The 21,525-nt window shown below is 73.0% G+C and carries 16 protein-coding genes, 1 tRNA gene and 1 pseudogene; 7 read left to right on the top strand and 11 right to left on the bottom strand.

All coding sequences use genetic code 11. The annotated features are described in order from the left end of the window. Window positions 1-95: 95 nt before the first annotated feature. Window positions 96-1,709 carry an ABC-F family ATP-binding cassette domain-containing protein gene (locus AOM04_RS03490; RefSeq protein WP_062462444.1) on the bottom strand — a complete coding sequence of 538 codons (1,614 nt, stop codon included), beginning with the start codon at window positions 1,707-1,709 and terminating at the stop codon, window positions 96-98. Between the two features lie 388 nt (window positions 1,710-2,097). Here AOM04_RS03490 and AOM04_RS03485 point away from each other — a divergent pair, with 388 nt between their 5' ends. Continuing rightward, complete coding sequence (locus tag AOM04_RS03485) at window positions 2,098-3,438, top strand: MFS transporter (RefSeq protein WP_062462441.1); 1,341 nt, start codon at window positions 2,098-2,100, stop codon at window positions 3,436-3,438. A 19-nt stretch (window positions 3,439-3,457) separates the two neighbouring features. On the opposite strand, the gene AOM04_RS03480 is transcribed toward AOM04_RS03485, so the two are convergent. Together AOM04_RS03480 and AOM04_RS03475 are read right to left on the bottom strand one after the other, a co-directional pair. Beyond that, window positions 3,458-3,910, bottom strand: a complete 453-nt coding sequence (locus AOM04_RS03480; RefSeq protein WP_062462439.1) for a VOC family protein — start codon at window positions 3,908-3,910, stop codon at window positions 3,458-3,460. A 78-nt stretch (window positions 3,911-3,988) separates the two neighbouring features. Then, window positions 3,989-4,441 (bottom strand): hypothetical protein, encoded by a 453-nt coding sequence (locus AOM04_RS03475; RefSeq protein ID WP_062462437.1) that lies wholly within the window; start codon window positions 4,439-4,441, stop codon window positions 3,989-3,991. 81 nt (window positions 4,442-4,522) lie between these two features. Between AOM04_RS03475 and AOM04_RS03470 the strand changes: the two genes are divergently transcribed. Both AOM04_RS03470 and AOM04_RS03465 read left to right on the top strand, forming a co-directional pair. Beyond that, window positions 4,523-5,437, top strand: a complete 915-nt coding sequence (locus AOM04_RS03470; RefSeq protein ID WP_062462435.1) for an aldose epimerase family protein — start codon at window positions 4,523-4,525, stop codon at window positions 5,435-5,437. An 82-nt stretch (window positions 5,438-5,519) separates the two neighbouring features. Beyond that, window positions 5,520-5,590 (top strand) — tRNA-Gly (locus AOM04_RS03465). Window positions 5,591-5,649: 59 nt separating this feature from the next. Here the strand turns inward: AOM04_RS03465 and AOM04_RS03460 are convergent. The 3 genes from AOM04_RS03460 to AOM04_RS03450 all read right to left on the bottom strand — a co-directional run bounded on the left by AOM04_RS03460 (window position 5,650) and on the right by AOM04_RS03450 (window position 9,167). Beyond that, a complete protein-coding gene (locus AOM04_RS03460; protein ID WP_156160599.1) occupies window positions 5,650-6,219 on the bottom strand; it encodes a DUF5317 family protein in 570 nt (189 codons plus the stop codon). A gap of 2 nt (window positions 6,220-6,221) precedes the next feature. Continuing rightward, on the bottom strand, window positions 6,222-8,213 hold the full coding sequence (locus AOM04_RS03455; protein ID WP_062462430.1) for a putative bifunctional diguanylate cyclase/phosphodiesterase: 1,992 nt from the start codon (window positions 8,211-8,213) through the stop codon (window positions 6,222-6,224). A gap of 411 nt (window positions 8,214-8,624) precedes the next feature. Further along, a complete protein-coding gene (locus AOM04_RS03450) occupies window positions 8,625-9,167 on the bottom strand; it encodes a DUF4190 domain-containing protein (protein ID WP_062462427.1) in 543 nt (180 codons plus the stop codon). Between the two features lie 672 nt (window positions 9,168-9,839). On the opposite strand from AOM04_RS03450, the gene AOM04_RS03445 reads away from it, so the two are divergent. Beyond that, window positions 9,840-11,222: a UTP--glucose-1-phosphate uridylyltransferase gene (locus tag AOM04_RS03445; RefSeq protein ID WP_062462424.1), complete on the top strand. Its 1,383-nt coding sequence runs from the start codon at window positions 9,840-9,842 to the stop codon at window positions 11,220-11,222. 247 nt (window positions 11,223-11,469) lie between these two features. On the opposite strand, the gene AOM04_RS03440 is transcribed toward AOM04_RS03445, so the two are convergent. Beyond that, window positions 11,470-13,323, bottom strand: a complete 1,854-nt coding sequence (locus AOM04_RS03440; RefSeq protein ID WP_062462421.1) for a bifunctional copper resistance protein CopD/cytochrome c oxidase assembly protein — start codon at window positions 13,321-13,323, stop codon at window positions 11,470-11,472. 159 nt (window positions 13,324-13,482) lie between these two features. Between AOM04_RS03440 and AOM04_RS03435 the strand changes: the two genes are divergently transcribed. Then, window positions 13,483-15,231, top strand: coding sequence for an MDR family MFS transporter (locus tag AOM04_RS03435; protein WP_062462418.1), 1,749 nt, complete (start codon window positions 13,483-13,485; stop codon window positions 15,229-15,231). Window positions 15,232-15,234: 3 nt separating this feature from the next. Here AOM04_RS03435 and AOM04_RS03430 read toward each other — a convergent pair whose 3' ends face one another. Continuing rightward, window positions 15,235-16,254: a DUF2332 domain-containing protein gene (locus tag AOM04_RS03430; RefSeq protein ID WP_062462416.1), complete on the bottom strand. Its 1,020-nt coding sequence runs from the start codon at window positions 16,252-16,254 to the stop codon at window positions 15,235-15,237. 73 nt (window positions 16,255-16,327) lie between these two features. On the opposite strand from AOM04_RS03430, the gene AOM04_RS03425 reads away from it, so the two are divergent. Next, entirely contained in the window at window positions 16,328-17,443 is a 1,116-nt protein-coding gene (locus tag AOM04_RS03425) for a winged helix DNA-binding domain-containing protein (protein ID WP_228373604.1), read from the top strand. Between the two features lie 12 nt (window positions 17,444-17,455). Here AOM04_RS03425 and AOM04_RS03420 read toward each other — a convergent pair whose 3' ends face one another. From AOM04_RS03420 to pdhA, 3 genes are read right to left on the bottom strand one after another with little or no spacing between them, the layout of a single operon-like run. Next, window positions 17,456-18,868 (bottom strand): dihydrolipoamide acetyltransferase family protein, encoded by a 1,413-nt coding sequence (locus AOM04_RS03420; protein WP_062462410.1) that lies wholly within the window; start codon window positions 18,866-18,868, stop codon window positions 17,456-17,458. 10 nt (window positions 18,869-18,878) lie between these two features. Continuing rightward, window positions 18,879-19,892, bottom strand: a complete 1,014-nt coding sequence (locus AOM04_RS03415; RefSeq protein WP_082104357.1) for an alpha-ketoacid dehydrogenase subunit beta — start codon at window positions 19,890-19,892, stop codon at window positions 18,879-18,881. Further along, window positions 19,889-21,019 carry a pyruvate dehydrogenase (acetyl-transferring) E1 component subunit alpha gene (gene pdhA / locus AOM04_RS03410; RefSeq protein WP_062462407.1) on the bottom strand — a complete coding sequence of 377 codons (1,131 nt, stop codon included), beginning with the start codon at window positions 21,017-21,019 and terminating at the stop codon, window positions 19,889-19,891. The genes AOM04_RS03415 and pdhA overlap by 4 nt, the downstream gene beginning before the upstream one ends. Window positions 21,020-21,289: 270 nt before the next feature. On the opposite strand from pdhA, the pseudogene AOM04_RS03405 reads away from it, so the two are divergent. Next, window positions 21,290-21,525 (top strand): annotated as a pseudogene (locus AOM04_RS03405) (3'(2'),5'-bisphosphate nucleotidase CysQ); the annotation flags it as partial.

The following is a 21,525-nucleotide window of genomic DNA, read 5'->3' as shown; positions in this document are numbered from 1 at the left end:
GAGTCGAGCACGGCGATCTGCATCCGGCGTGTGGGAAGCGGGCGGTCGGGTCGGGGGCGCGGGCGCGGGCGGGGCGCGGGCGCGGGCGCGGGCGGCTACAGCGGGCGGTCCTCCACCTCCCCGCCGTCGGCCGTCACCGTCCACTCGCGGGTGGGCGCGAGCGCGTCGACGAAGGCGCGGTCGTGGCTGATGACCAGGAGCGCGCCCCGGTAGCCCGCGAGCGCCTCCACCAGCTGGGCCTGCGAGTCGAGGTCGAGGCTGTTGGTGGGCTCGTCGAGCACGAGCAGCTGCGGCTCGGGCCGGGCGAGCAGCACGCACGCGAGCGCGGCGCGGAACCGCTCGCCTCCCGACAGGGTGCCGACCGGCGCCTCGGCGGCGGCCCCGCGCAGGCGGAACCGGCCCAGGCTGTCGCGCACCTCCTGCTCGGCGGCCGCGGGCGCCCGCCGGCGCACGTTCTCCACGACGGACACCGCATCGTCGAGCGCGTCGAGGCGCTGCCGCAGCACACCCACCGGAACCGCCACCCGCGCCTCCCCATCGACGGCATCGAGCTCGCCGAGCAGGGTCGCGACGAGCGTGGTCTTGCCCGCGCCGTTGCCGCCGGCGAGATGGATGCGCTCAGGCCCGCGCACCACCGCGTCCAGCACCGCGCCCGTGCGCGTGGTCAGCCCGGACGCCTCCAGCACGAGCCGCCTGCCGGGCACCTCGGTGCCGGGCAGGTCGACGCGGATGGTGCGGTCGCGTGGGATCGCGTCACGGGCCGCGGCGAGCCGGTCGCGCGCGTCGGCGAGCCGTCCCTGGTGGATGGCCCGCACGCGCGCGTCGGTGCGTTCCGCCTGACCGCGCTTCGCGTCCGCCGCGAGGCCGACCACGCGGCGGTCGGCGCGGGCCTTCTCGCCGCGCCGCGCCTTGCGACCCGCCGACGTCACGTGCGCGTCGAGCTCGCGGGCGCGGCGCGCGACGTCGGCCTCCGCGGTGGTGACGGCCCGGCGCGCCGACTCGCGCTCGAGCTCCTGCGCCTCCTCGAACTCCGCGAGCGCGCCGCCGAACCACACGAGCTCGGTGGTGCGGTCCTCCCGCTCGCGCAGCTCGCCGATGCGGTCGACCGCCTCGAGCAGCGTCCTGTCGTGGCTCACCACGAGCGTGGCCCCCTCGCGCGCCGCGAGGCGCGCGGCGAGCAGCTCGCGGGCGTCCGCATCGAGGTTGTTGGTGGGCTCGTCGAGCACGAGCAGGTCGGGTCGCGCCAGCAGCGCCGCACCGACGGCGAGCAGCACCGCCTCGCCGCCGCTCATCCCGCCGACGGTGCGGTCGAGGCTGAGCCGGAGGCCGAGCGACGCGAGCACCGCGGTGGCGCGCTCCTCGACCGTCCAGTCGTCGGCGAGGGCGTCGTAGTGGGCGGGGTCGGTCGAGCCGGACTCGATCGCGCGCAGCGCGACGAGCCTGTCCTCGACGCCGAGCACGCGCGCGATGGTCGCGCCGGTGTCGAGCGTGAGGTCCTGAGGCACGTGGGCGATCGCGCCCGCCCGGGTCACGGTGCCGGAGGCGGGCGTGAGCTCGCCGAGCGCGAGCCGCACCAGGGTGGACTTGCCGATGCCGTTGCGGCCCACGAGCGCGGACAGGCCAGCGGGGACGGTGAACGTCAGATCGGAGAAGACCGGCCGGCCGTCGGGCCAGGCGTAGGCGACGTGAGAGAGGGAGAGGGCATGCATGGGAGGCTCCGCAGGGGTCTGGAAGGTGGATGAGACCTGTGGCCAGACGCGTGGTCCGGCATCCCTACAGCTCCAACGTTCCTCCTCGGCGCCGACCCTCGCGGCGCGCCGGGACCACCGTACGCCGCGCATCGTCCCGTGGCAACGCCGGCCCCTCGCCCCGACCTCGCTCCACACTCGCACTCGGATGGGAGCGCTCCCGTCCTGCACTTCGCGGTGCGAAGCGCGACCACCGCGTCGCGAAGTGCAGATCGCGTGTGGGGGACGGTCGCAGCGGGCGGCGGGCGCCGGACCGGGGACGATGCGCGCGGGCGTAGGGTGGCAGAGGCGCCAGTACCGACGCGACGCCGCGGAAGAACCGCCCGCGTCAGCCGGTTGAACAGGTGGCATGTCACAGACCTTCGCCTCGCTGCGCTTCTTCAACTACCGCCTCTGGTTCGCGGGCGCCCTCGTGTCGAACGTGGGCACCTGGATGCAGCGGGTCGCGCAGGACTGGCTGGTCCTGACGGTGCTCACCGCGGGATCGGGCTTCGCCGTCGGCGTCACCACGGCGCTGCAGTTCCTTCCGTTCCTGCTGCTGTCCGCGTGGGCGGGCGTCGTGGCGGACCGCGTCGACCACCGCAAGCTGCTCATCGCGACGCAGCTGGGCCAGGGCGTGCTGAGCCTCGCGCTGGGCGTGATGACGCTCGCGGGGCACGTGGACCTGTGGCACGTGTACGTGTTCGCGTTCCTGCTCGGCATCGTGTCGGCCTTCGACGGCCCCGCGCGGCAGACGTTCGTGTCCGACCTGGTGCCGCCGGCGAGCCTGCCCAACGCGGTGGGCCTCAACAGCGCCTCGTTCAACGCCGCGCGCCTCATCGGGCCGGGCCTCGCGGGGTTCCTCATCGCGATCATCGGGTCGGGCTGGGTGTTCGTGCTCAACGCCGTGTCGTACGGCGCGACGATCCTCGCACTCATGGTGATGCGCCGCAACGAGCTCGAGGAGCAGGAGCGGGTGCGGCGCGGCCGCGGCCAGCTGCGCGAGGGCGTCAAGTACGTGCGCCGTCGCCCCGACATCCTCGTGATCCTGGTGGTGGTCGGCGTGGTCTCCGCGCTCGGCCTCAACTTCCAGATGACCAGCGCGCTCATGGCGGCCAACGCGTTCGACAAGGGCGCGGGCGCCTACGGCCTCGTGGGCTCGGTGACGGCGATCGGGTCGCTCGGAGGGGCGCTGCTCGCCGCGCGGCGCAAGCATCCGCGGCTGCGGCTGGTCGTGGGCGCCGCCTTCGGGTTCGGCGTGTCCGCGACGCTCATGGCGCTCGCCCCCACCTACCCGATCTACCTGGTGACGTGCGTGCCCGTCGGGTTCACCGCCCTGACGATGCTGACCTCCGCGAACGCGACCGTCCAGACGACCACGTCGCCGCGCATGCGCGGCCGCGTGATGGCGCTGTACATGATGGTGCTCATGGGTGCGACGCCCATCGGCTCGCCGCTCGTGGGCTGGATCGGCGAGCACTGGGGCCCGCGCTGGTCGATCGGGGTCGGCGCCGTCGCGGCGCTCCTCATCTCGGTTGGGGCCGCGCTGTGGGTGATGCGGGACTCGCGCCTCACCGTCACGGCCCAGCTGTCCCGCCCGTTCGTGCGGGTGCGCTACCCCACGCCGGCGCAGGAGGAGCGGGAGCGGCGCGAGAAGGCCGCCGAGGACATCCTGGTCCAGCAGCTCGAGGACCGCTCCGCCCAGCCGTGACCCGCGCCGGCGCGGGCGGCTACGCCAGCCCCGTGCCCTCGTCCAGCGGCGAGACCATCATCCAGCGGATGCCGTACCGGTCCGCGCAGGTCGCGAAGAGCTGCCCCCAGAACTCGGCCTGCGGGCCGTAGCTCTCGGCGGCGCCCTCCGACAGCTTCTCGTGGATCTCGCGCAGCGTCTCCTCGTCATCGAGCTCGAGGTTGATCGACATCGCGTTGCCCGTGGTCAGGGTGTGCCCCATGGAGGGCATGATGTCGGTGCCCATGATCTGGTGGCCACCGACGGTCGCGAGCGCCACGTGCATGATCCGGTTGCCCTCGTCGTCCGACAGCGGCGGCGCCTCGGGCGGGCGTGGCACGTCGCGCATCTTCTGCGGCGGCGCCACGTACTCCCCGCCGAACACGTCCTTGTAGAAGGCGAACGCCTCCTCGCAGGTGCCGTCGAAGTTGAGGTATGTCGAGACGGTGGCCATGATCCCTCCCCGGGTTGCGGACGAGGACAGGCTACGTCCGGGCTCCGACACCCGCACGAGGGACGCCGCGCCGGACGCTCAGCCCTGGTTGATGGGTACGAGCGCGCACGCGTCGGAGTTGAGCGTCGCGAGGTGGTCGCCCTCGAGGAGCACCGTCTGGACCAGCTCCTCGCCGCCCACGTCGAGGACCAGCTGCGCGCTGCTCGGCCCCTCGCCCGCGGGGCACGTCGCGGCGCCCAGGGGCAGGCGGATGGTGAGCGGCTCGCCCGGCACCACCGTCTTGTCGACCGCGATCGCGTCGAGCCGGTCGAAGTACGGCGAGAAGATCATGCCGCCGGTCACCACCACGTCCTCGTCGACGGCCGTCGACAGGGTCACGTCGACCGAGCGTGACGCGAGCACCGCGTCGGGCGCCGCCGCGGGCGCGACGCTGGCGAGGATCGGGTAGACGGGGGCGCCCGAGCAGCCCGCGAGCAGGGGCGCGGCGACGGCGGCCACCGCGAGCGCGCGGAGGGACGGACGATGCGGCATGCGGCCATTCTGGCCCGTCCCGGGGGCGTCGGCGGGACCTCCGCCTTCGCCGGTACCGGCCATGTCGGCCATGATGGACCTATGCCCGAGCTCCTGACGATCGAGAATCAGCACTGGCGCGTCGGTCTCGCGCCCGGCACCGGCGGCGCCGTGACCTACGGGCAGGTCCGCATCGGCAACGACTGGGCCGACGTCATGCGGCCCACGTCGGCCGCCGACCTGACCACCGCGTCCGAGACCGCGTCGTACCCGCTCGTGCCCTGGTCCAACCGGATCCGCGACGGCCGGCTCCAGTGGGACGGCGCCCAGTACGCGCTCCGCGTCAACTGGCCCGACGGCACCGCGATCCACGGCGCCGGCTGGGAGTACCCGTGGGAGGTGCTCGAGAACACCGGCGACCGCGTGGTGCTGGAGTTCGACTCGCGCGACTTCTTCGGCGTGAACTGGCCGTGGACCTTCATCGCGCGCTTCACGTTCGCGCTCGAGGACGAGCGCTTCGTGTGGACCTACGCGATCGAGAACGTCGACGAGGAGCCGTTCCCCGCCGGGTTCGGCCACCACCCGTTCTTCCTGCGCACCGTGGCAGGCTCGGGCGAGGGCGAGCTGGAGCTCGCGTGCACGCGCGCCTACGCGCTCGAGAACATGATGCCGAGCGAGGCCGCGGGCCCGATCCCGGAGCACGCGGACTTCACGGTCCGACGCCCCCTCGGCGAGGCGTTCGTGGACGACTGCCTCACGGGCCGCACCGGGGAGCACCTCGCGACGATCGAGTACCCGGGCGCGCTCACCCTCGACATCACCGCCGACGCGCTGCTGTCCCACGCAGTGCTCTACATCCCGCCGGGCAAGGACTTCTTCGCGCTCGAGCCCGTCTCCCACGCCAACGACGCGTTCACGCTCGAGGCGCACGGCGTCGAGGGCACGGGGCTGTTCGTCATCGAGCCCGGGGCGACCGTGGAGGCCTCGTTCGCCATCGCGGCGACGGCGCAGCGCTGATCCCGGTCGGGCCGCGCGGCGGTGGCGGACAGCCCGCGACGACCCCCTAGAATGGGACTCGCAGCGCCGCAGGGCGGCGCACGCGGGTGTAGTTCAATGGCAGAACTTCAGCTTCCCAAGCTGATAGCGCGGGTTCGATTCCCGTCACCCGCTCGTCGACGAAGGCCCCTCCTCGGAGGGGCCTTCCGCGTGTCAGGGGACGATGCGCGCGGTCACCGGTCCGCGGCGGCGAGGGGCGCATCGTCCCCCGCGGGCTCGACGGAGCCGCCGCGCAGCGGGCGGGTACCCGACCACGCGACGAGCGCGACGCCGACGACGATGAGCAGGTCGCCGATGCTGAAGGTGTTGGCGAGCGGCAGCGGCTCGGGCCACGCGAACACGTCGCCCAGCCACGGCAGCACCGGGTGGTCCATCACCGCCGTGTTGGCGAACGCGTGCTCGGGGTCGATGCCCGCGGCGGCCGTCGCGGCGGCGCTGGCCGGGAGCACGCCGCCGTTGAGCGCGATCGTGACGCCGTTCGAGATCGCCCCCGCCGCCACGACCAGCACGCCGCGCACGGCGCGGTTGAGCCACAGGAACGCGAGCGCGGCCGCGTAGGTCGCGAGGTGCAGGACGGGCGCGAGGGCCTCGGGCAGCGGCACGTCGATGATGATGATCTGCGCGAGCAGCGCACCCCAGATGAGGACGGGCAGGCGCCAGCGGCGCAGCAGCAGCCCGGCCGGCCAGCGCAGGGCGACCAACGGGGACAGGACGGCGAGCAGGCACGCGGCCATCACGAGCATCGTCAGGGCCTCTCGGTGGTGCCGGCGTCGGCGGGGCTGGGCTCGGTCGCGAGCAGCGCGTCGATCTCCGCCGCCGGGACCGGCATGCCCAGGTGGTAGCCCTGGCCGATCACGCTGCCGAGCCCGCGGAGCTCGTCGACGGTGGCCGCATCCTCGATTCCCTCGGCGACCACCCGCAGGTCGAGCGCGAGCGCCAGGGCGATGGTCGAGCGCACGATGATGAGGTCGTGGTGGTCGGCGCCGATGTTGCTCACGAAGGAGCGGTCGATCTTGAGCTCGTCGATCTCGAGTCGCTTGAGGTAGCTGAGGGACGCGTTGCCCGTGCCGTAGTCGTCGATCGCGATCGACACGCCCAGGCGGCGCAGCGCGCGCAGCACCAGGTCGGCGCGCGCGGGATCGGACAGGATCGCCGTCTCGGTCACCTCGAGCACCAGGGACGATGCGGGGACCCGGTGGCGCGCGAGGGCCGTCGCCACCTGCTGCGGCAGGCCCTGGTCCGACAGGTGGCGCGCCGAGAGGTTGACGGCGATGCGGAACTCGTGGCCGAGGCGGCGCCAGCGCGCGACCTGCGCGAGCGACTCGTCCAGCACGAACGCGGTGAGGGGGAAGATGAGCCCCGAGTTCTCCGCGAGCGGGATGAACTCGTCCGCGCGCACGAGACCGCGCTCCGGGTGACGCCAGCGGATCAGCGCCTCGACGCCCACCATGCCGCCCGTGGCGATCGCGACCTGCGGCTGGTACACGAGGTACAGCTGCTTCGCGTCGAGCGCGGTGCGGAGGTCGGCGAGCAGGCGCAGGCGCTCGACGGTGTTGATGTCGAACTCGGGCGAGAAGGTGCTGATGCGGTCGCGCTCGAGCTTCGCGTGGTAGAGCGCGATGTCGGCGTTCTTCATCAGGGTCTCGCCGTCCTCACCGTGCACGGGGGCGACCGCGACGCCGGCGCTGGCCCGCACGAGCAGCTCGAGCCCGTCGATGCGGATCGGCGCGTCCAGCGCGGACAGGAGGTCGGCGGCGACGCGGCGGGCCTCGGAGACGGGGCCGTGGACCACGACCGCGAACTCGTCGCCGCCGAGGCGGTGCACGGAGGCGGACTCGGGCGCGACCTCGACGAGGCGCGTGCCCACCTGGCGGAGGATCTCGTCGCCCACGGGGTGGCCGAGCGTGTCGTTGAAGTCCTTGAAGTGGTCGAGGTCGAGCAGCACGAGGCCCGGGCCCAGCGACGGGTACGCCGCGGGCGCCTCCAGGGCGCGATCGAGCTCGTAGTACAGCTGGCCGCGGTTGCGCAGGCCGGTGAGGGAGTCGTGGGTCGCGTCGTGCGCGTGGCGCGCGGCAGCCATCGTGAAGAGGTGCGCGGCGACCACGGGGGCCGCGAGCAGCAGGAGCAACGCAGTGCCATCCGACGCGACGACCGCCGCGATACCGCCGACGCTGAGCAGGACGACGTTGGTCAGGGCGAGGTCACGGATGTCCTCACGGAGGACCGTCGCAAGCGTGTTGCCCGTCGACAGGCGGACGACGCCCGCCACCAATACCCAGTTCACGCCGATCATCGCGATGCCCGCGGCGAAAAGGGGCAACAGGTCGTCGGCGGTCACCACGGTGGATCCGCCGAAGAAGGGGACGCCCGCAAGCCAGGCGTACACGGCGCGTGCGGCGATGACGCTCAGCGCGTACTGAGCCGAGTTGAACAGCGACTTGCGCACCTCTCGCCGGTGCAGCACGTCGTCGGCGAGGCTCGCGACGAGCTGCGCTGCCACGGCGATCGCGACACCGGCCACCGGGACCAGCGCAAGCACGAACGGCGCGGACGTCGAGAGCGTGCGCTCTTCGCCGTCCTCACGCAGCAGGCGCACCGGCTTGACCTCGCCCGCGATCGCGGCGGCCGCGAGGAACACGGTGGTCCACACCGGAATCTGCGTGAGCGTCTGCGACGTCAGGCTCGCGAAGAAGACCAGCGCGATCGAGGTGATGCCCAGGCCCGCGATGGAGGCCACATAGGCGGTGATGCGGGAGGGCGGTGCGGGCGCCGGAGCGCCCGCACCGCCCGAGAATCCCGAAGGACTCACGCCCACTTGAACCCAGCGCCGACGACCACGGCGACCGCGACGAGCGTACCCGCGCTCGCGGAAACGCGAACGACGGTGTTGTTCTTGAGGATGCTCCACTTGTTCATGCTGTTCTCCTTTGATGCGACGACGCCGTTTGCCGCGCCTCAATTCCGGATGGCTGAGGTATCCGAAATGTCCGAGAAGCACCAAACATGACATCGTCTTGCCTGGTTAGTGACCGGTTGCAGCCCGGTCGCTCAGCATTGTGACCCATCACAGGCGCGTACGCCAGAGGCATGCGCGGAATCTCACTCCGCGCCGTTCCGGCAACACGTCGAGGCGCGACCTGCACGCGCGTCAGGACGCCGGGCACGCGCCCACCAGGCCGGTCGCGGCGTCGTAAGACGCCGTCACCGCTCCCTCGTCGGCGGTGAGGGTCACGCACCAGGAGTAGGCATCCGTTCCCTGGTAGTCGAGGGTGCGTGCGCCGTCGAGCTCCGCCGGGACCGACGTTCCGGCGACGGTGTAGCCGGCGTCGGCGACGGCCACGTCGACCGTGGCCGCGGACGGGTGGGCGTCGAAGGCGGCGACGATGGCGTTGCCGATGTTGACGGCGTCGACCTCCGCGAGGGCCTCGCGCTCCGCGCCACCGCCGGAAGCCACCGCGACCGCGATCGCGATCCAGCCGAGCGTGCCGACGATGCCGAGCACCAGGCCGGCCAGCGGCCAAGCGCGGCGCATGGCCACCCCTCCGCGCACGCGCGACAGGCCCAGCAGTCCGAGCACGACGGCGACGGGACCGAGCCCGACGCAGCCGGTGACGAAGGCGGCGATCCCAAGCCCGTCGCCCCCCGCGGGCGCGGACTCGTCCTGCGTCCGCTGCTCGACCGTGTCGACCATGTCCCCACCCTCCGCCTTCACACGTGCGGAAATTCTGACACGGCGCCGGGCCGGCGGGCGCCCGACGCGCACCGCGCATCGTCCCTCCACGCGCAAGGCGCGTCGTCCCGCCGGGTGCGCGGCGCATCGTCCACAGGCCCGGGCACGGCGAAGGCCCCCCGGAATTCGGGTCCGGGGGGCCTTGCCCTGATGCACGAGAGACCACGGCGGGCGGGCGCCACGACGCGGCGACGTCCTCTCGGCCGACCCCCCGGGCCCGTCGTGCCCTGCGCCGTCACCCGCAGGTCCACCGCCCCCGAGGGAGCTGCGGACGCGGACCGCCGTTGTCCGAGGAATCCGATCAGGCACGCACGGGCCAGCCATCGCCCCCGTCCCGTGCCGTCTCCGGCGTCGCGGCGGGTCCGACGGCCTCCGGAGAACGCTCTCACGTCCCCCGCGGCGCGCGTCGCACCATCTCGCTAGAGGCGTTTCTACTCGCGTCGCACCACCGGCGCAAGACTCGATCGTCAGACTCCGCCCGTCCACCGCGCGCCCACATGCTTGTCCACACGCCTCGTGCGGGGCCCCGAGGTTTTACCCACACCTGTGGAAGAAATCTGTGGAAACAGCGTCATGCGCTCCCGGGACCCAGGCCGGTGGCCGCGCGCCCCGCTTCCCCCTAGGCTCATGGTCATGACCGCTCCTGGACTCATCGCCGCCCAGGCCAAGATGGCCGCCGCCGGGGTCGACCAGACCGCCATCGACGTCTTCTCCCACTACTTCGGGGAGCTCGAGGCCGGCGCGACCGGCCTCATCCTCGAGGACACGATCACCCCCCTGGTCGACCCGCCGTTCCTCGAGGGCGTCGCGGTCGACGAGGACGCGGCGCGCGACGCGTTCGCGAAGACCGCCATCATCCGCCTCAACGGCGGCCTCGGCACGTCGATGGGCATGGACCGCGCGAAGTCGCTGCTGCCCGTCCGTGACGGCAAGAGCTTCCTCGACCTCATCGTCGGCCAGGTGCGCCACGCCCGCGAGGCGACCGGCGCCCGCCTGCCGCTGGTGCTCATGAACTCGTTCCGCACCCAGGACGACTCCCTCGAGGCCCTCGCGCCGTACGGCGACCTCGCGGTCGACGGCCTCCCGCTCGACTTCCTCCAGAACGCCGAGCCGAAGCTCCTGGTCGACGGGCTCATGCCCGCGTCCTGGCCCGCGGACCCGACGCTCGAGTGGTGCCCGCCCGGCCACGGCGACATCTACACCGCGCTGCTGGGCTCGGGCATCCTCGAGCGGCTGCTCGACGAGGGCTTCCGCTACGCCTCGACGGGCAACTCCGACAACCTCGGCGCCGTGCCGAGCCCCACCATCGCGGGCTGGTTCGCCGCCTCGGGCGCGCCGTATGCCGCGGAGCTGTGCCGCCGCACCGCCGCCGACCGCAAGGGCGGCCACCTCGCGATCCGCAAGGCCGACGGCCGCCTGATCCTGCGCGACACCGCGCAGACCGCGCCCGACGAGATGCATTTCTTCACCGACGAGTTCCACCACCCGTTCTTCCACACGAACAACCTGTGGTTCGACCTCGAGAAGCTGTTCGCGGCGCTCAAGGAACGCGGCGCCGTGCTCGGCCTGCCGCTCATCCGCAACGTCAAGAACGTCGACCCGACGGACTCGTCGAGCCCCGAGGTGTTCCAGATCGAGACGGCCATGGGCGCCGCGATCGAGGTGTTCGAGGGCGCGACGTCGATCGTCGTGGGCCGCGACCGCTTCCTTCCGGTCAAGACCACCAACGACCTGCTGCTGCTGCGCTCGGATGCGTACTCGCTCGACGAGGACGGCGCGCTGCGCCTCGCGCTCGAGTCCGCGCCGCTGGTCGACCTCGACTCGAAGCACTACAAGACGATGGCCAAGTTCGACGCGCGCTTCCCGCAGGGGGCGCCGTCGCTGCGCGAGGCCCGCTCGCTCACCGTGAAGGGCGACTGGACGTTCGGCGCGGGCGTGGTCGTGCGCGGCGACGTCGTGCTCGAGGACACCGGGGCCGCCGAGGTCATCCCCGACGGGACGGTGCTCGAGGGCTGAACGCCCGCGGGGACGGTCGGGAGCCGACCGTCCCCCACACGCCCGGGCGGATGAATCGTGTCAACGATGCAACTCACGCGGCGAAGCGCGACCAGCGGGGGCGCGACTGCAGAATCCGTGTGGATCGCGGTTGGGCCGGGTGCGGGCAGCGGTCTGGCCGGGTGCGGGCAGGCGGGCTGACCCGGCGCCACTGCCCATGACAGATGTGACGGATGGGCCGTCCCATCCGTCCCATCCGTCACAACTGTCATTGGAAATCGTGGCGCGCGTCGTCCTGCGCGGTCGCCGCGAGCATGGCGTTGTAGGCGCGCAGCTCCGCGTCGTCGTCACGGTCGGCCTGCCGGTCCTTCCGGCGCGACTCCTTGTCGTCAGCGCGCCGCCACGCGGTGATGATGCCGATCGCGAGCAGCACCACCGGCAGCTCGCCGATGCCCCATGCGACCCCGCCGCCGTACTGCTGATCCGTGATCGCGTCGGGCCCCCACGTGCGGCCCATGAGGCCGAAGTAGGTGGGCGCGAGCAGCACCGTCGACATCATGATCGCGACGCCGAAGAACGCATGGAACGCCATCGTGGAGAAGAGCAGCACGATGCGCAGCGGGTAGCCCGGGCGCGTGGGGCCGGGGTCGATCCCGACGAGCGCGTTGACGAAGAGGTACCCCACCACGGTGAAGTGCAGGATCATCCACAGGTGGCCGGCGTGGTTGCGCAGCGCGAACTCGAAAAGCGGCGAGTAGTAGAAGGCGATGAGGAAGCCGGCGAAGCTCACGGCCGCCACGATGGGGTGGGCCCAGAAGCGCATCCAACGGGACTCGACGACGAGGCGGATCCACTCGCGCGGACCCACCGACCCGTCGGTGCGCGGCGTGATCGCGCGCAGCGCGAGCGTGATGGGGGCGCCGAAGGTGAGCGGCACCGGCGCCACCATGACGAGCAGCATGTGCTCGAGCATGTGGCCGCTGAACGTCACCATGCCGTACACGGTGGGGCCGCCCTGCGTGATCCACACCATGATCGCGATGCCGGTGAGCCAGCTCGCGGTGCGGTGCCACGGCCACGCGTCGCCGCGCCGGCGCAGCACGAGCACGCCGCGCACGTACACGATCGCGAGCGCCGCGAGCACGAACGCGGAGATGATCTCGAGGCGCCACTCGCCGATCCACGTCAGGAACGTGGGCGCGGGCGGCAGCTCGTAGCCGGTGAGCTGGTACGCCGGGCTGGGCTCGTCGACGGGGACGATGGGGATGGGCGGCGCGGTCGAGGCGAGCACGCCGGCGACGCCCATGACCGCGACGAGCGCGCCCACGTCGACCGCCATGAGGCGCCAGAAGCGGGCGCGCACCTCCGCCGCCTCGAGGCGCGGGAGCGCCGTGCGTCGGTGCAGCACCGCGAGCGCGATCGCGACCGACATGAGGCCGATCTTCAGCACGAGCAGACGCCCGTACGTCGTGGTGAACAGCTCCGACGGCGCGGACAGGCGGATCCAGCCGTTGACCGCACCCGACACGATGACGGCCGCCGCGGCCCACACGGCGAGGCGCGACGAGCGCCGCATCGCGTCCTTGGCCGCGTCGCCGAGGACGCCGCGCAGCGCGAGCATCACGCCGATCACGCCGGTCCACACGGTCGCGCCCGCGAGGTGGAGGAACATCGCGGAGGTCGCGAGGTGGTGGTCCGCCGCGCCGGCGGCGTGGCCCGTCTCGGCGAGCCAGCCGAGCGCCCACACCACGGGCACGAGCGACCAGGCCGCGAACGCCGGCGTCCGCACCAGGGTGCACAGGACCGACGCGACGAGGCCCGCCGCGACCACCTGGAGGTAGGCGACCAGCAGGTCGACCGAGGTCGAGTAGCTCCACCACTCCTCGACGAAGCGCGACGCGTCGGGCAGCGTGCCGCGGATGCTCGCGTAGGTCGCCATCGAGTGGCCGAGAGCCGTCACGACCCACCCGATGGAGCCGATCCGGGCGATGGTCGCGGCCCGCGCGACCGCCGGGTGGGTCGCGGGGAGCACGCCCGCGATCACCAGCAGCGCGCCCGCGGTCGCGGCGATCGAGAGGTCCCGCAGCGCCGCGAAGATCGTCACCAGGGCCTCGACAGACATGCGACAAGCGTAGGGCGGCGCCGCGCCCGCTCCTCACCGCGCATCGTCCCGCCTCACGGGCGATCCCGGAACAGGGGTCTGGCGGAATCACCGTGACGGGCGCAAGGTTGACGGATGAGGCGCGTCGCGCCCCGCCCTCACGTCCCCGAAGAGTGCACCATGACCGATCAGAACCCCCTCCTGGAGCGTCGCCAGATCAACCTCATCGTCGGCGGCCTCGTCGTCGGGATGTTCCTCGCGGCGCTCGACCAGATGATCGTCGCCACCGCGATCCGGACCATCGGCGACGACCTCAACGGCCTCACGCTGCAGGCCTGGGTCACCACCGCCTACCTGGTGGCCGCGACCATCTCCACGCCGCTGTACGGCAAGCTGTCCGACATCTTCGGGCGCAAGCCGCTGTACGTGATCTCGCTGAGCCTGTTCATCACCGGCTCGCTGCTGTGCGGCACCGCGCAGGACATGTACCAGCTCGCCGCGTACCGCGGGCTGCAGGGCCTCGGCGCCGGCGGCCTGATGGCGCTCGCGCTCATCATCGTCGGCGACATCCTCAGCCCCCGCGAGCGCACCAAGTACCAGGCCGCCTTCTTCGGCGTATGGGGCATCGCGTCCGTGCTCGGGCCGGTGCTGGGAGGCTTCTACGCGAGCGCGCAGAACCTGCTCGGCTTCGCCGGCTGGCGGTGGATCTTCCTGCAGAACGTGCCGCTGGGGCTCATCGCGCTGGTGGTCATCCTGCGGGTGCTGCACGTGCCGCGCCACCCGCGCGCGGTGCGCGTCGACTACTGGGGCGCCGCCGCGCTCGTCGTCGCGATCGTCCCGCTGCTCATCGTGGTCGAGCAGGGCCGCACCTGGGGATGGACGTCCACCTCGGTGGTCGCGCTGTCGGCGCTCAGCGCCGCGGGCATCGTCGCGTTCATCCTGGCCGAGCGGGCCGCCGGGGACGATGCGCTGCTCCCCCTGCGCATGCTGCGCAACCGGACGGTCGGCACCTCGACGGGCCTCAACTTCGTCATGGGCTTCGCGATGTTCGGCGGCCTCGCCGGCATCCCGCTGTACCTGCAGATCGCGAAGGGCATGAGCCCCACGGACGCGGGCCTCGCGATGCTGCCGTTCACCCTCGGCATCATGGTGATGGCCACCGGCTCCGCGCCGATCATCCGCAACACCGGCCGCTACAAGCCGTTCCCCGTCGCGGGCGCGGCGCTCATCGTGGTCGCCGGCGTGGTGCTGTCGACGCTCCAGGCGGACAGCTCGCTGTGGCTCATGAGCCTGGGAGGCTTCCTGTTCGGGCTCGGCCTCGGCGGGATCATGCAGCCCGTCATGCTCGCGGTACAGAACGCCGTCGAGCCGCGCGACATGGGCGCCGGCTCCGCGTCGGTGATGTTCTTCCGGCAGATCGGGGGCTCGCTCGGCACCGCCGTGTTCCTGTCGATGCTGTTCTCGGCCGCGCCGACGGACATCGGCAACGCCTTCGCCGCCGCGGCCAAGGAGCCCGCCTTCCAGCAGGTGGTCTCCGACCCCGCGACGCTGGCGAACCCCGCCGACGCTGCCGTGATCAAGGCGATCGAGGCGGGCGGCGTGACGTCCGGGTCGGGCCTGTCGCTCGACGACACGTCGTTCCTCCAGCAGATCGATCCCGTGCTCGCCGAGCCCTTCCGCGTGGGCTTCTCCGACGCCATCACCGGCGTGCTCCTGTTCTCCTCGATGTTCTCGATCCTCGGGCTCGGGCTCGCGCTGATGCTGCCGCAGCTGCCGCTGCGCGAGAAGTCCGGGCTCGAGACGCTCCGCGACGGCGAGCACGCCCTCGAGGGGTCGGGCGAGGGCACCGGGGACGATGCGCGGGAGCCCGCCGCGGTCGAGGTGCACGCCCGCACGGCGAGACCGCCGGGCACCGGCGCGACGACCTAGGTGTCAGGCCGCGTCGATCCACGCCCCGTGCTGGTGGCCGCGCACGACCGGCGGCGCGGACCGCGGCCGCAGGCCCACCCGGAGGTCGGACCAGCCGCCGGGCTGGGGCTCGAACGCGACCCGCACGAGCGGACGCTCGGCCGCGACCGCCGCCACCGCATCGTCGATCGCCTCGAGAGCGTCGTCGGGCAGCTGGTAGAGCGCGATCGAGTGCCACAGCACGATCGGCCCCTCGGGCAGGCCGGCGGCCACGCGGGGCAGCGTCGCGGCGGCGTCGCCCTCGACCATCGCGATGTCCGCGTCCCTGCGGAGGGCGATCGCGGCGCGCAGGCGGGCGAGCCTGTCCGCGTGCTCGGGCCACACGAGCGCCTCGAGCCAGGCCGCCTGCTCGGGGTCCGTCGCGTCCACCGGGTGCAGGTCCAGGCCGGTGCGCGTCGCGAAGGCGGGCACGCGCGATGGAAGCGCCAGCCCCGCCCGGTTGTCGCACTCGAGCGTGAGGGAACCGTCCCCGACCACGGTGTCCCCGTAGCGGTAGCGCACGGAGTCCATGAGCAGGCCGAGCCCCGCGGACGCGCCGACGTCGATCGCGTGGACCGGGCCGTCCCAACCGCGCGCCGCCATCTCCCGCGCGATCACCGGCATGAGCACCGCACAGCGCCGCACCTCGTTGGTCTGGGTGCGCCGCGTGCCGAGCGCGAGCACCTCCTCGCGGCGGTCGAGCACGAAGGCCCGGAACGCCTCGTACGCCTCGTCGCCCGGGTCGCGCACATCCTCGGCGAGGCGGGGATACCAGGCCGCGAGCGCATCGTCCCTGGTGAGGAGCAGCTGGACGGCGGCGAGGAGGATGTTGATCGCCGGCGAGCCGGGGATCGCGGCGAGCACGCGCAGCATGTCTGAGTCCTCGGCGATGCGGATCGCGTACGCCTCGTAAAGGGGCGAGTCTGCGGCGAACGGCACCCACGCGCGCACGCTGGCGGCGGTCTCCACGAGGGTGGGGTCGTCGCCCGTGAGCCAGCGTTCCATGGCGCCTCCTTGGTTCGAGGTTGGGGATTCCTTGACCGCTGTCGACGGTAGCACCACGGGTAGCGTGGCCCCCGTGACCGCCCTGACCGCCGCCGACCTCCGCGCGCTCCGCCTGCGCGCGCTCCTGCTGACCGGCACGCGCGGCCTGGACGATGCGGGGCCCGCCGCCGTCGGCGCGGTCGCCCGGGTGGTGGGCCACGTGGGCGCGATGCAGGCGCAGGACGTCGCGTCGGGGCTGTGGTCGCTCGGCGTGAGGCTGCCCGGCGCGACGCTCGCGGATGTCGAGGCGGCGCTCGCGCGCGGCGAGGCGATCCGCACGTGGCCCATGCGCGGCACCCTCCACCTGGTCGCGCCGCGCGACGCCGCGTGGATGGTGGAGCTGATGAGCCCGCGTCCGCGCGCCGCCGCGGCCTCGCGCCGGGGCGGGCTGGGGCTCGACGACGCGACGGCCGACCGCGCCGTCGACGTGCTCCTCGAGGCGCTGACCGGGCGGCGACTCACCCGCTCCGGCTGCCTCGCGGCCTTGGGCGACGCGGGAATCCCGACGGACGGCCAGCGCGGCTATCACCTGCTCGTGCACGCGGCGCATCTCGGTGCGGTCTGCATCGTCGGGCAGGAGTCCAAGGAGCAGGTGTTCGCGCGTCTCGATGAGGTCGCGCCGGACCCGGTGCGACCGGGGCGCGAGGAGGCGCTGGGGATCCTGGCGCGCCGTTACGTCCGCTCGCACGGACCCGTCACGGTCAAGGACCTGGCACGCTGGACGGGGCTGGGCATCCGCGACTGCCGGGCCGGCGTGGCCGCCGCGGGAGACGCGGTCGTGACGGTCGAGACCCACGACGGGCCGATGCTGGCCGCGCCCGAGCTTCTCGCGGCGGGGCGGGTCGCGATGGAACCGCTCGCCCTGCCGGGCTTCGACGAGCTGGTGCTCGGCTACGCCGACCGCAGCGCCCAGCTCGACCGCGACCTGGAGCCGCGCGTGGTGCCGGGCGGCAACGGCGTGTTCCGGTCGACGTTCGTGCTGGACGGGCGCGTGGTGGCCACGTGGAGGCGGACCCTGCGGGCGCGCGCGGTCGCGGTCGAGGCGCACGACCTCACCGGGCTGTCCTCCGCCGACCGCGTCCGGTGCGAGGCCGCGCTCGAGCCCTACGCGACCTTCATGGGCCTGCCCGTGACGGTCGCGTGGGAGTGACCCGCCCGCCGCTCAACCCCAGACCAGCCCCTGCGCCGGGTCGCTCATGACCCGGCCCACGTCCGCGAGCACGCGCGCCCCGAGCTCGCCGTCGACCAGACGGTGGTCGAAGCTCAGCGCGAGCTGCGTGACCCAGCGGATCTTGATCTCGCCCTCGTGCACCCACGGCTGCTCGCGGATCGCGCCGAACGCGAGGATCGCGGACTCGCCCGGGTTGAGGATCGGCGTGCCGGTGTCGATGCCGAGGGGGCCCACGTTCGTGATCGAGATCGTGCCGCCGCCCAGCGCCGCCGGGGGCGTGCGGTTGTCGCGCGCGAGCCGCGTGAGCTCGCCCAGCTCCACCGCGAGCTCCTTGAGGGGCAGGCGGTGCGCGTCCTTGATGTTCGGCACGAGCAGGCCGCGCGGCGTCGAGGCCGCGATGCCGAGGTTGACGAAGTGCTTGTAGACGATCTCCTGGGCCTCGTCGTCCCACGACGCGTTGATCTCGGGGTGGCGTCGCACCGCGAGCAGCAGCGCCTTCGCGACGATGAGCAGCGGGGTGACGCGCACGTCGGCGAACTCGCGGTCGGCCTTGAGGCGCGCGACGAGGTTCATCGTCTCGGTGACGTCGGCGGTGTGGAACACGGTCACGTGCGGGGCGGTGAAAGCAGACTTCACCATCGCCTCGGCCGTGCGCTTGCGCACCGAGCGCACGGGCACGCGCGTCGAGCGGCCGCCGTCCTTGGAGTAGCCGGACTCGAGCCACGGCTGGTCGTCGGCCGCGTACGTCGCGAGCGAGCGCGCGGACCGGGCCTGCGAGGCCTGCTCGACGTCCTCGCGGGTCACCAGGCCGCCGGGACCCGACGGGGTGACGGTCGTGAGGTCCACACCCAGCTCGCGCGCGAGCTTGCGCACGGGCGGCTTCGCGAGCACGGGGTACTCGCTCGCGTCCTCGACGCCGCCGATCGGGTCGAGCGCGCCGTCGCGGCGCGGGCGGCGCTGCGCGGAGCCGGCCTTGACGCCGTAGCCCACGAGCACGGCACCCGAGCCCTCCTGCGCGGGGGACGATGCGGCGGGCGCCGGCGGCGCGGCAGCGGCGGGGGCGGCGGGGGCGGGCGCGGCGACGACGGGCTCGGCCACGGCCTCGGCGACCACGGCATCCTGGGCGACCGGCGCATCGTCTACCGGCGCGACGCCGTCGGGGTCGACGTCGAACCGCGCGATCGGGGCGCCGACGTCGACCGTCTCGCCCTCGGCCGCGAGCAGCTCGCTCACCACGCCGTCGACGGGGCACGGCAGCTCGACCAGGGACTTCGCGGTCTCGATCTCGAGCAGCGGCTGGTTGACCTCGACGCGGTCGCCGACGGCGACGCGCCACGTGACGACGTCGGCCTCGGTCAGGCCCTCGCCCGCGTCGGGCATGTGGAACGTCTCGAAGGTGGGCATGCGGTGCCTCTCAGTGCGTCATCACGCGGTCGACGGCGTCGAGCACGCGATCAAGGTTCGGAAGGTACTCGTGCTCGAGCTTGGAGCCAGGGTAGGGCGCATGGAAGCCGCCCACCCGGAGCACGGGTGCGTGCAGGTGGAAGAACGCCTGCTCCATCACGCGCGCGGACAGCTCGGCGCCGGGGCCGTACGTGGTCGGGGCCTCGTGGACGATGACGACGCGGCCCGTGCGCTTGGCCGACCGCACCACGGTCGCGGAGTCGAGCGGGGAAATCGAGCGCAGGTCGATCACCTCGATGCTGGTGCCGTCCGCGGCGGCCGCGTCGGCGGCCTGGAGCGCGAGGCGGACGGTGGGGCCGTAGGCGACGAGGGTCACGTCGGCGCCCTGGCGTGCCACGCGTCCGCGCGACATCTCGGCGGTCGCGACGGACGGCCCGTCCTCGGCGTCGAGCTGCGCGGACACGCGCGTCTCGTCGACCTCGCCCTTGTCCCAGTAGCGGGCCTTGGGCTCGAAGAACAGGACGGGGTCGGGCGACGCGATCGCCTGCTGGATCATGTCGTAGGCGTCCTGCGGGGTGGCCGGCGTGATGGCACGCAGGCCCGCGGTGTGCGCGAACAGCGCCTCCGGGCTCTCGGAGTGGTGCTCGATCGCGCCGATGCCGCCCGCGAACGGCACGCGGATGACCACCGGCAGGTTGATCAGGCCGTTCGATCGGTAGTGCATCTTCGCGAGCTGCGTGGTGATCTGGTCGTACGCAGGGAAGATGAAGCCGTCGAACTGGATCTCGATGACCGGCCGATAGCCGCGCATGGCCATGCCGATGCCCGTGCCGACGATGCCGGACTCGGCCAGCGGCGTGTCCATCACCCGGTCGGGGCCGAAGTCCTTCCACAGCCCGTCGGTGACGCGGAACACGCCGCCGAGCTGGCCGATGTCCTCGCCCATGAGCAGGACCTTCTCGTCGCGGTCCATCGCGGCGCGCAGGCCGCGGTTGATCGCGCCCGCCATCGTCATCTGGGTCATGCGTGCACCCCCTGGTCCGCGAAGGACCGCTCGTAGCGCTCGAACCACGCCCGCTCGGCCTCGACGGTCGCGTGCGGCTCGGCGTAGACGTGCTCGAACATGCGGGTCATCGCGGGTCGCTCCCACGAGCGGACGGTCTCGCGCGTGCGGCGGCCCAGCTCCTTGGCCTCGACCGCGACGGCCTCCCGCGCATCGTCCCCGAGCTCGCCCAGCGAGGTGAGGTATGCGTCGAGGCGCGCGATGGGGTCGCGCTCCGCCCAGAAGTCCTCGTCGGCGCGCGAGCGGTAGCGGGTCGGGTCGTCGGAGGTGGTGTGGGCGCCCATGCGGTAGGTGAAGGCCTCGATGAGGACGGGGCCGCCGCCCGAGCGCGCGCGCTCGAGGGCCCAGCGGGTGACCGCGTAGCACGCAAGCACGTCGTTGCCGTCGACGCGCACGAACGGGATGCCGAAGCCGGCGCCGCGCTGCGCGAGCGGGACGCGGCTCTGGCGGGTGACCGGCTCGGAGATCGCGAACTGGTTGTTCTGCACGAAGAACACGATGGGCGCGTTGTTGACCGCGGCGAACACCATCGCCTCGTTGACGTCGCCCTGGCTCGTGGCGCCGTCGCCGAAGTAGCAGACCACCGCGCCGTCGTGCTCGGGGTCGCCGGTGCCGACGAGCCCGTCGCGGTCCATCGCCATCGCGTAGCCCGTCGCGTGCAGCGAATGCGCGCCGATCACGAGCGTGTAGAGGTGGAAGCGGTGCGCCTCGGGGTCCCACGCGCCGTGCTGGAGGCCGCGGAAGATGCGCAGGATCTCGGGCAGGTCCACCCCGCGCGTGTAGGCGACGCCGTGCTCGCGGTACGACGGGAACACGAAGTCGGTCCCGTTCATCGCGTAGCCGGAGCCGATCTGCGCGGCCTCCTGCCCCAGCGACTGGACCCACAGGCCCAGCTCGCCCTGCCGCTGGAGGCTCGTGGCCTCGAGGTCGAACGCGCGCGTGAGCGACATGTCATGCCACATCGCGCGCAGCGTCGCCGCGTCCAGGTCCTCGGCGTAGCGGTCGAAGTCCGGGCGGGAGACGCGCTCGCCGGTATGGGTGAGCAGCCTGACGAGGTCGTCGTCGGAGTGCGGACCGTGTGCTTCCACGGATGGCTCCCTTCAGTCCAGCGCCGGCGGCGCGACGGGCGCCGACCGGTCATCCGTGCGCGGCTCGGATGGGGCCGCGACGTAACCTACGCCAGCGTAGGCTACGCAACCGTAGGTTATCAACCGAGGCCCCGGACGATGCGGGACGCGCCCGAAGCGGCGGCCCTCCGTCGAACCCACCGAGCCGGTAGGAATTCCCTCGCGGGCGGCCCCGCCTGTACGGTGGGGCCGACGCGCGCCCGCCGGGCGGGCACGATCGGAAGGCATCGCATGGCTCAGCAGGACGCCGTCACCGACGCGGAGCTCGCCGCGCTGCTCGCGCGGGCCGCGGGCGAGGAGCTGCTGCGGGTGCGGCGCGAGTCTGGCCTGGCGGGCAAGGAGCTGGGCAACGCCGGCGACGCCGCGGCGCAGTCCGTGCTGGCCGCGCTGCTGGCCGAGCACCGCCCCGACGACGCGGTGCTGTCCGAGGAGGCGAAGGACTCCGCGGCGCGCCTGAGCGCGCAGCG

This window comes from Demequina soli, assembly GCF_000971195.1.
Taxonomy (GTDB): Bacteria; Actinomycetota; Actinomycetes; order Actinomycetales; family Demequinaceae; genus Demequina; species Demequina soli.
This window is presented reverse-complemented; position numbering and strand designations above follow the sequence as displayed.

Excerpts from the sequence above, each read along its gene's own strand:
- AOM04_RS03475 (WP_062462437.1), bottom strand. The coding sequence starts at position 4,441 with ATGCCGCATCGTCCGTCCCTCCGCGCGCTCGCGGTGGCCGCCGTCGCC.
- AOM04_RS03470 (WP_062462435.1), top strand. The coding sequence starts at position 4,523 with ATGCCCGAGCTCCTGACGATCGAGAATCAGCACTGGCGCGTCGGTCTC.
- AOM04_RS03485 (WP_062462441.1), top strand. The coding sequence starts at position 2,098 with ATGTCACAGACCTTCGCCTCGCTGCGCTTCTTCAACTACCGCCTCTGG.
- AOM04_RS03420 (WP_062462410.1), bottom strand. The coding sequence starts at position 18,868 with ATGCCCACCTTCGAGACGTTCCACATGCCCGACGCGGGCGAGGGCCTG.
- AOM04_RS03450 (WP_062462427.1), bottom strand. The coding sequence starts at position 9,167 with ATGGTCGACACGGTCGAGCAGCGGACGCAGGACGAGTCCGCGCCCGCG.
- AOM04_RS03430 (WP_062462416.1), bottom strand. The coding sequence starts at position 16,254 with ATGGAACGCTGGCTCACGGGCGACGACCCCACCCTCGTGGAGACCGCC.
- AOM04_RS03440 (WP_062462421.1), bottom strand. The coding sequence starts at position 13,323 with ATGTCTGTCGAGGCCCTGGTGACGATCTTCGCGGCGCTGCGGGACCTC.
- AOM04_RS03480 (WP_062462439.1), bottom strand. The coding sequence starts at position 3,910 with ATGGCCACCGTCTCGACATACCTCAACTTCGACGGCACCTGCGAGGAG.
- AOM04_RS03460 (WP_156160599.1), bottom strand. The coding sequence starts at position 6,219 with ATGCTCGTGATGGCCGCGTGCCTGCTCGCCGTCCTGTCCCCGTTGGTC.
- AOM04_RS03490 (WP_062462444.1), bottom strand. The coding sequence starts at position 1,709 with ATGCATGCCCTCTCCCTCTCTCACGTCGCCTACGCCTGGCCCGACGGC.
- AOM04_RS03445 (WP_062462424.1), top strand. The coding sequence starts at position 9,840 with ATGACCGCTCCTGGACTCATCGCCGCCCAGGCCAAGATGGCCGCCGCC.
- AOM04_RS03415 (WP_082104357.1), bottom strand. The coding sequence starts at position 19,892 with ATGACCCAGATGACGATGGCGGGCGCGATCAACCGCGGCCTGCGCGCC.
- AOM04_RS03435 (WP_062462418.1), top strand. The coding sequence starts at position 13,483 with ATGACCGATCAGAACCCCCTCCTGGAGCGTCGCCAGATCAACCTCATC.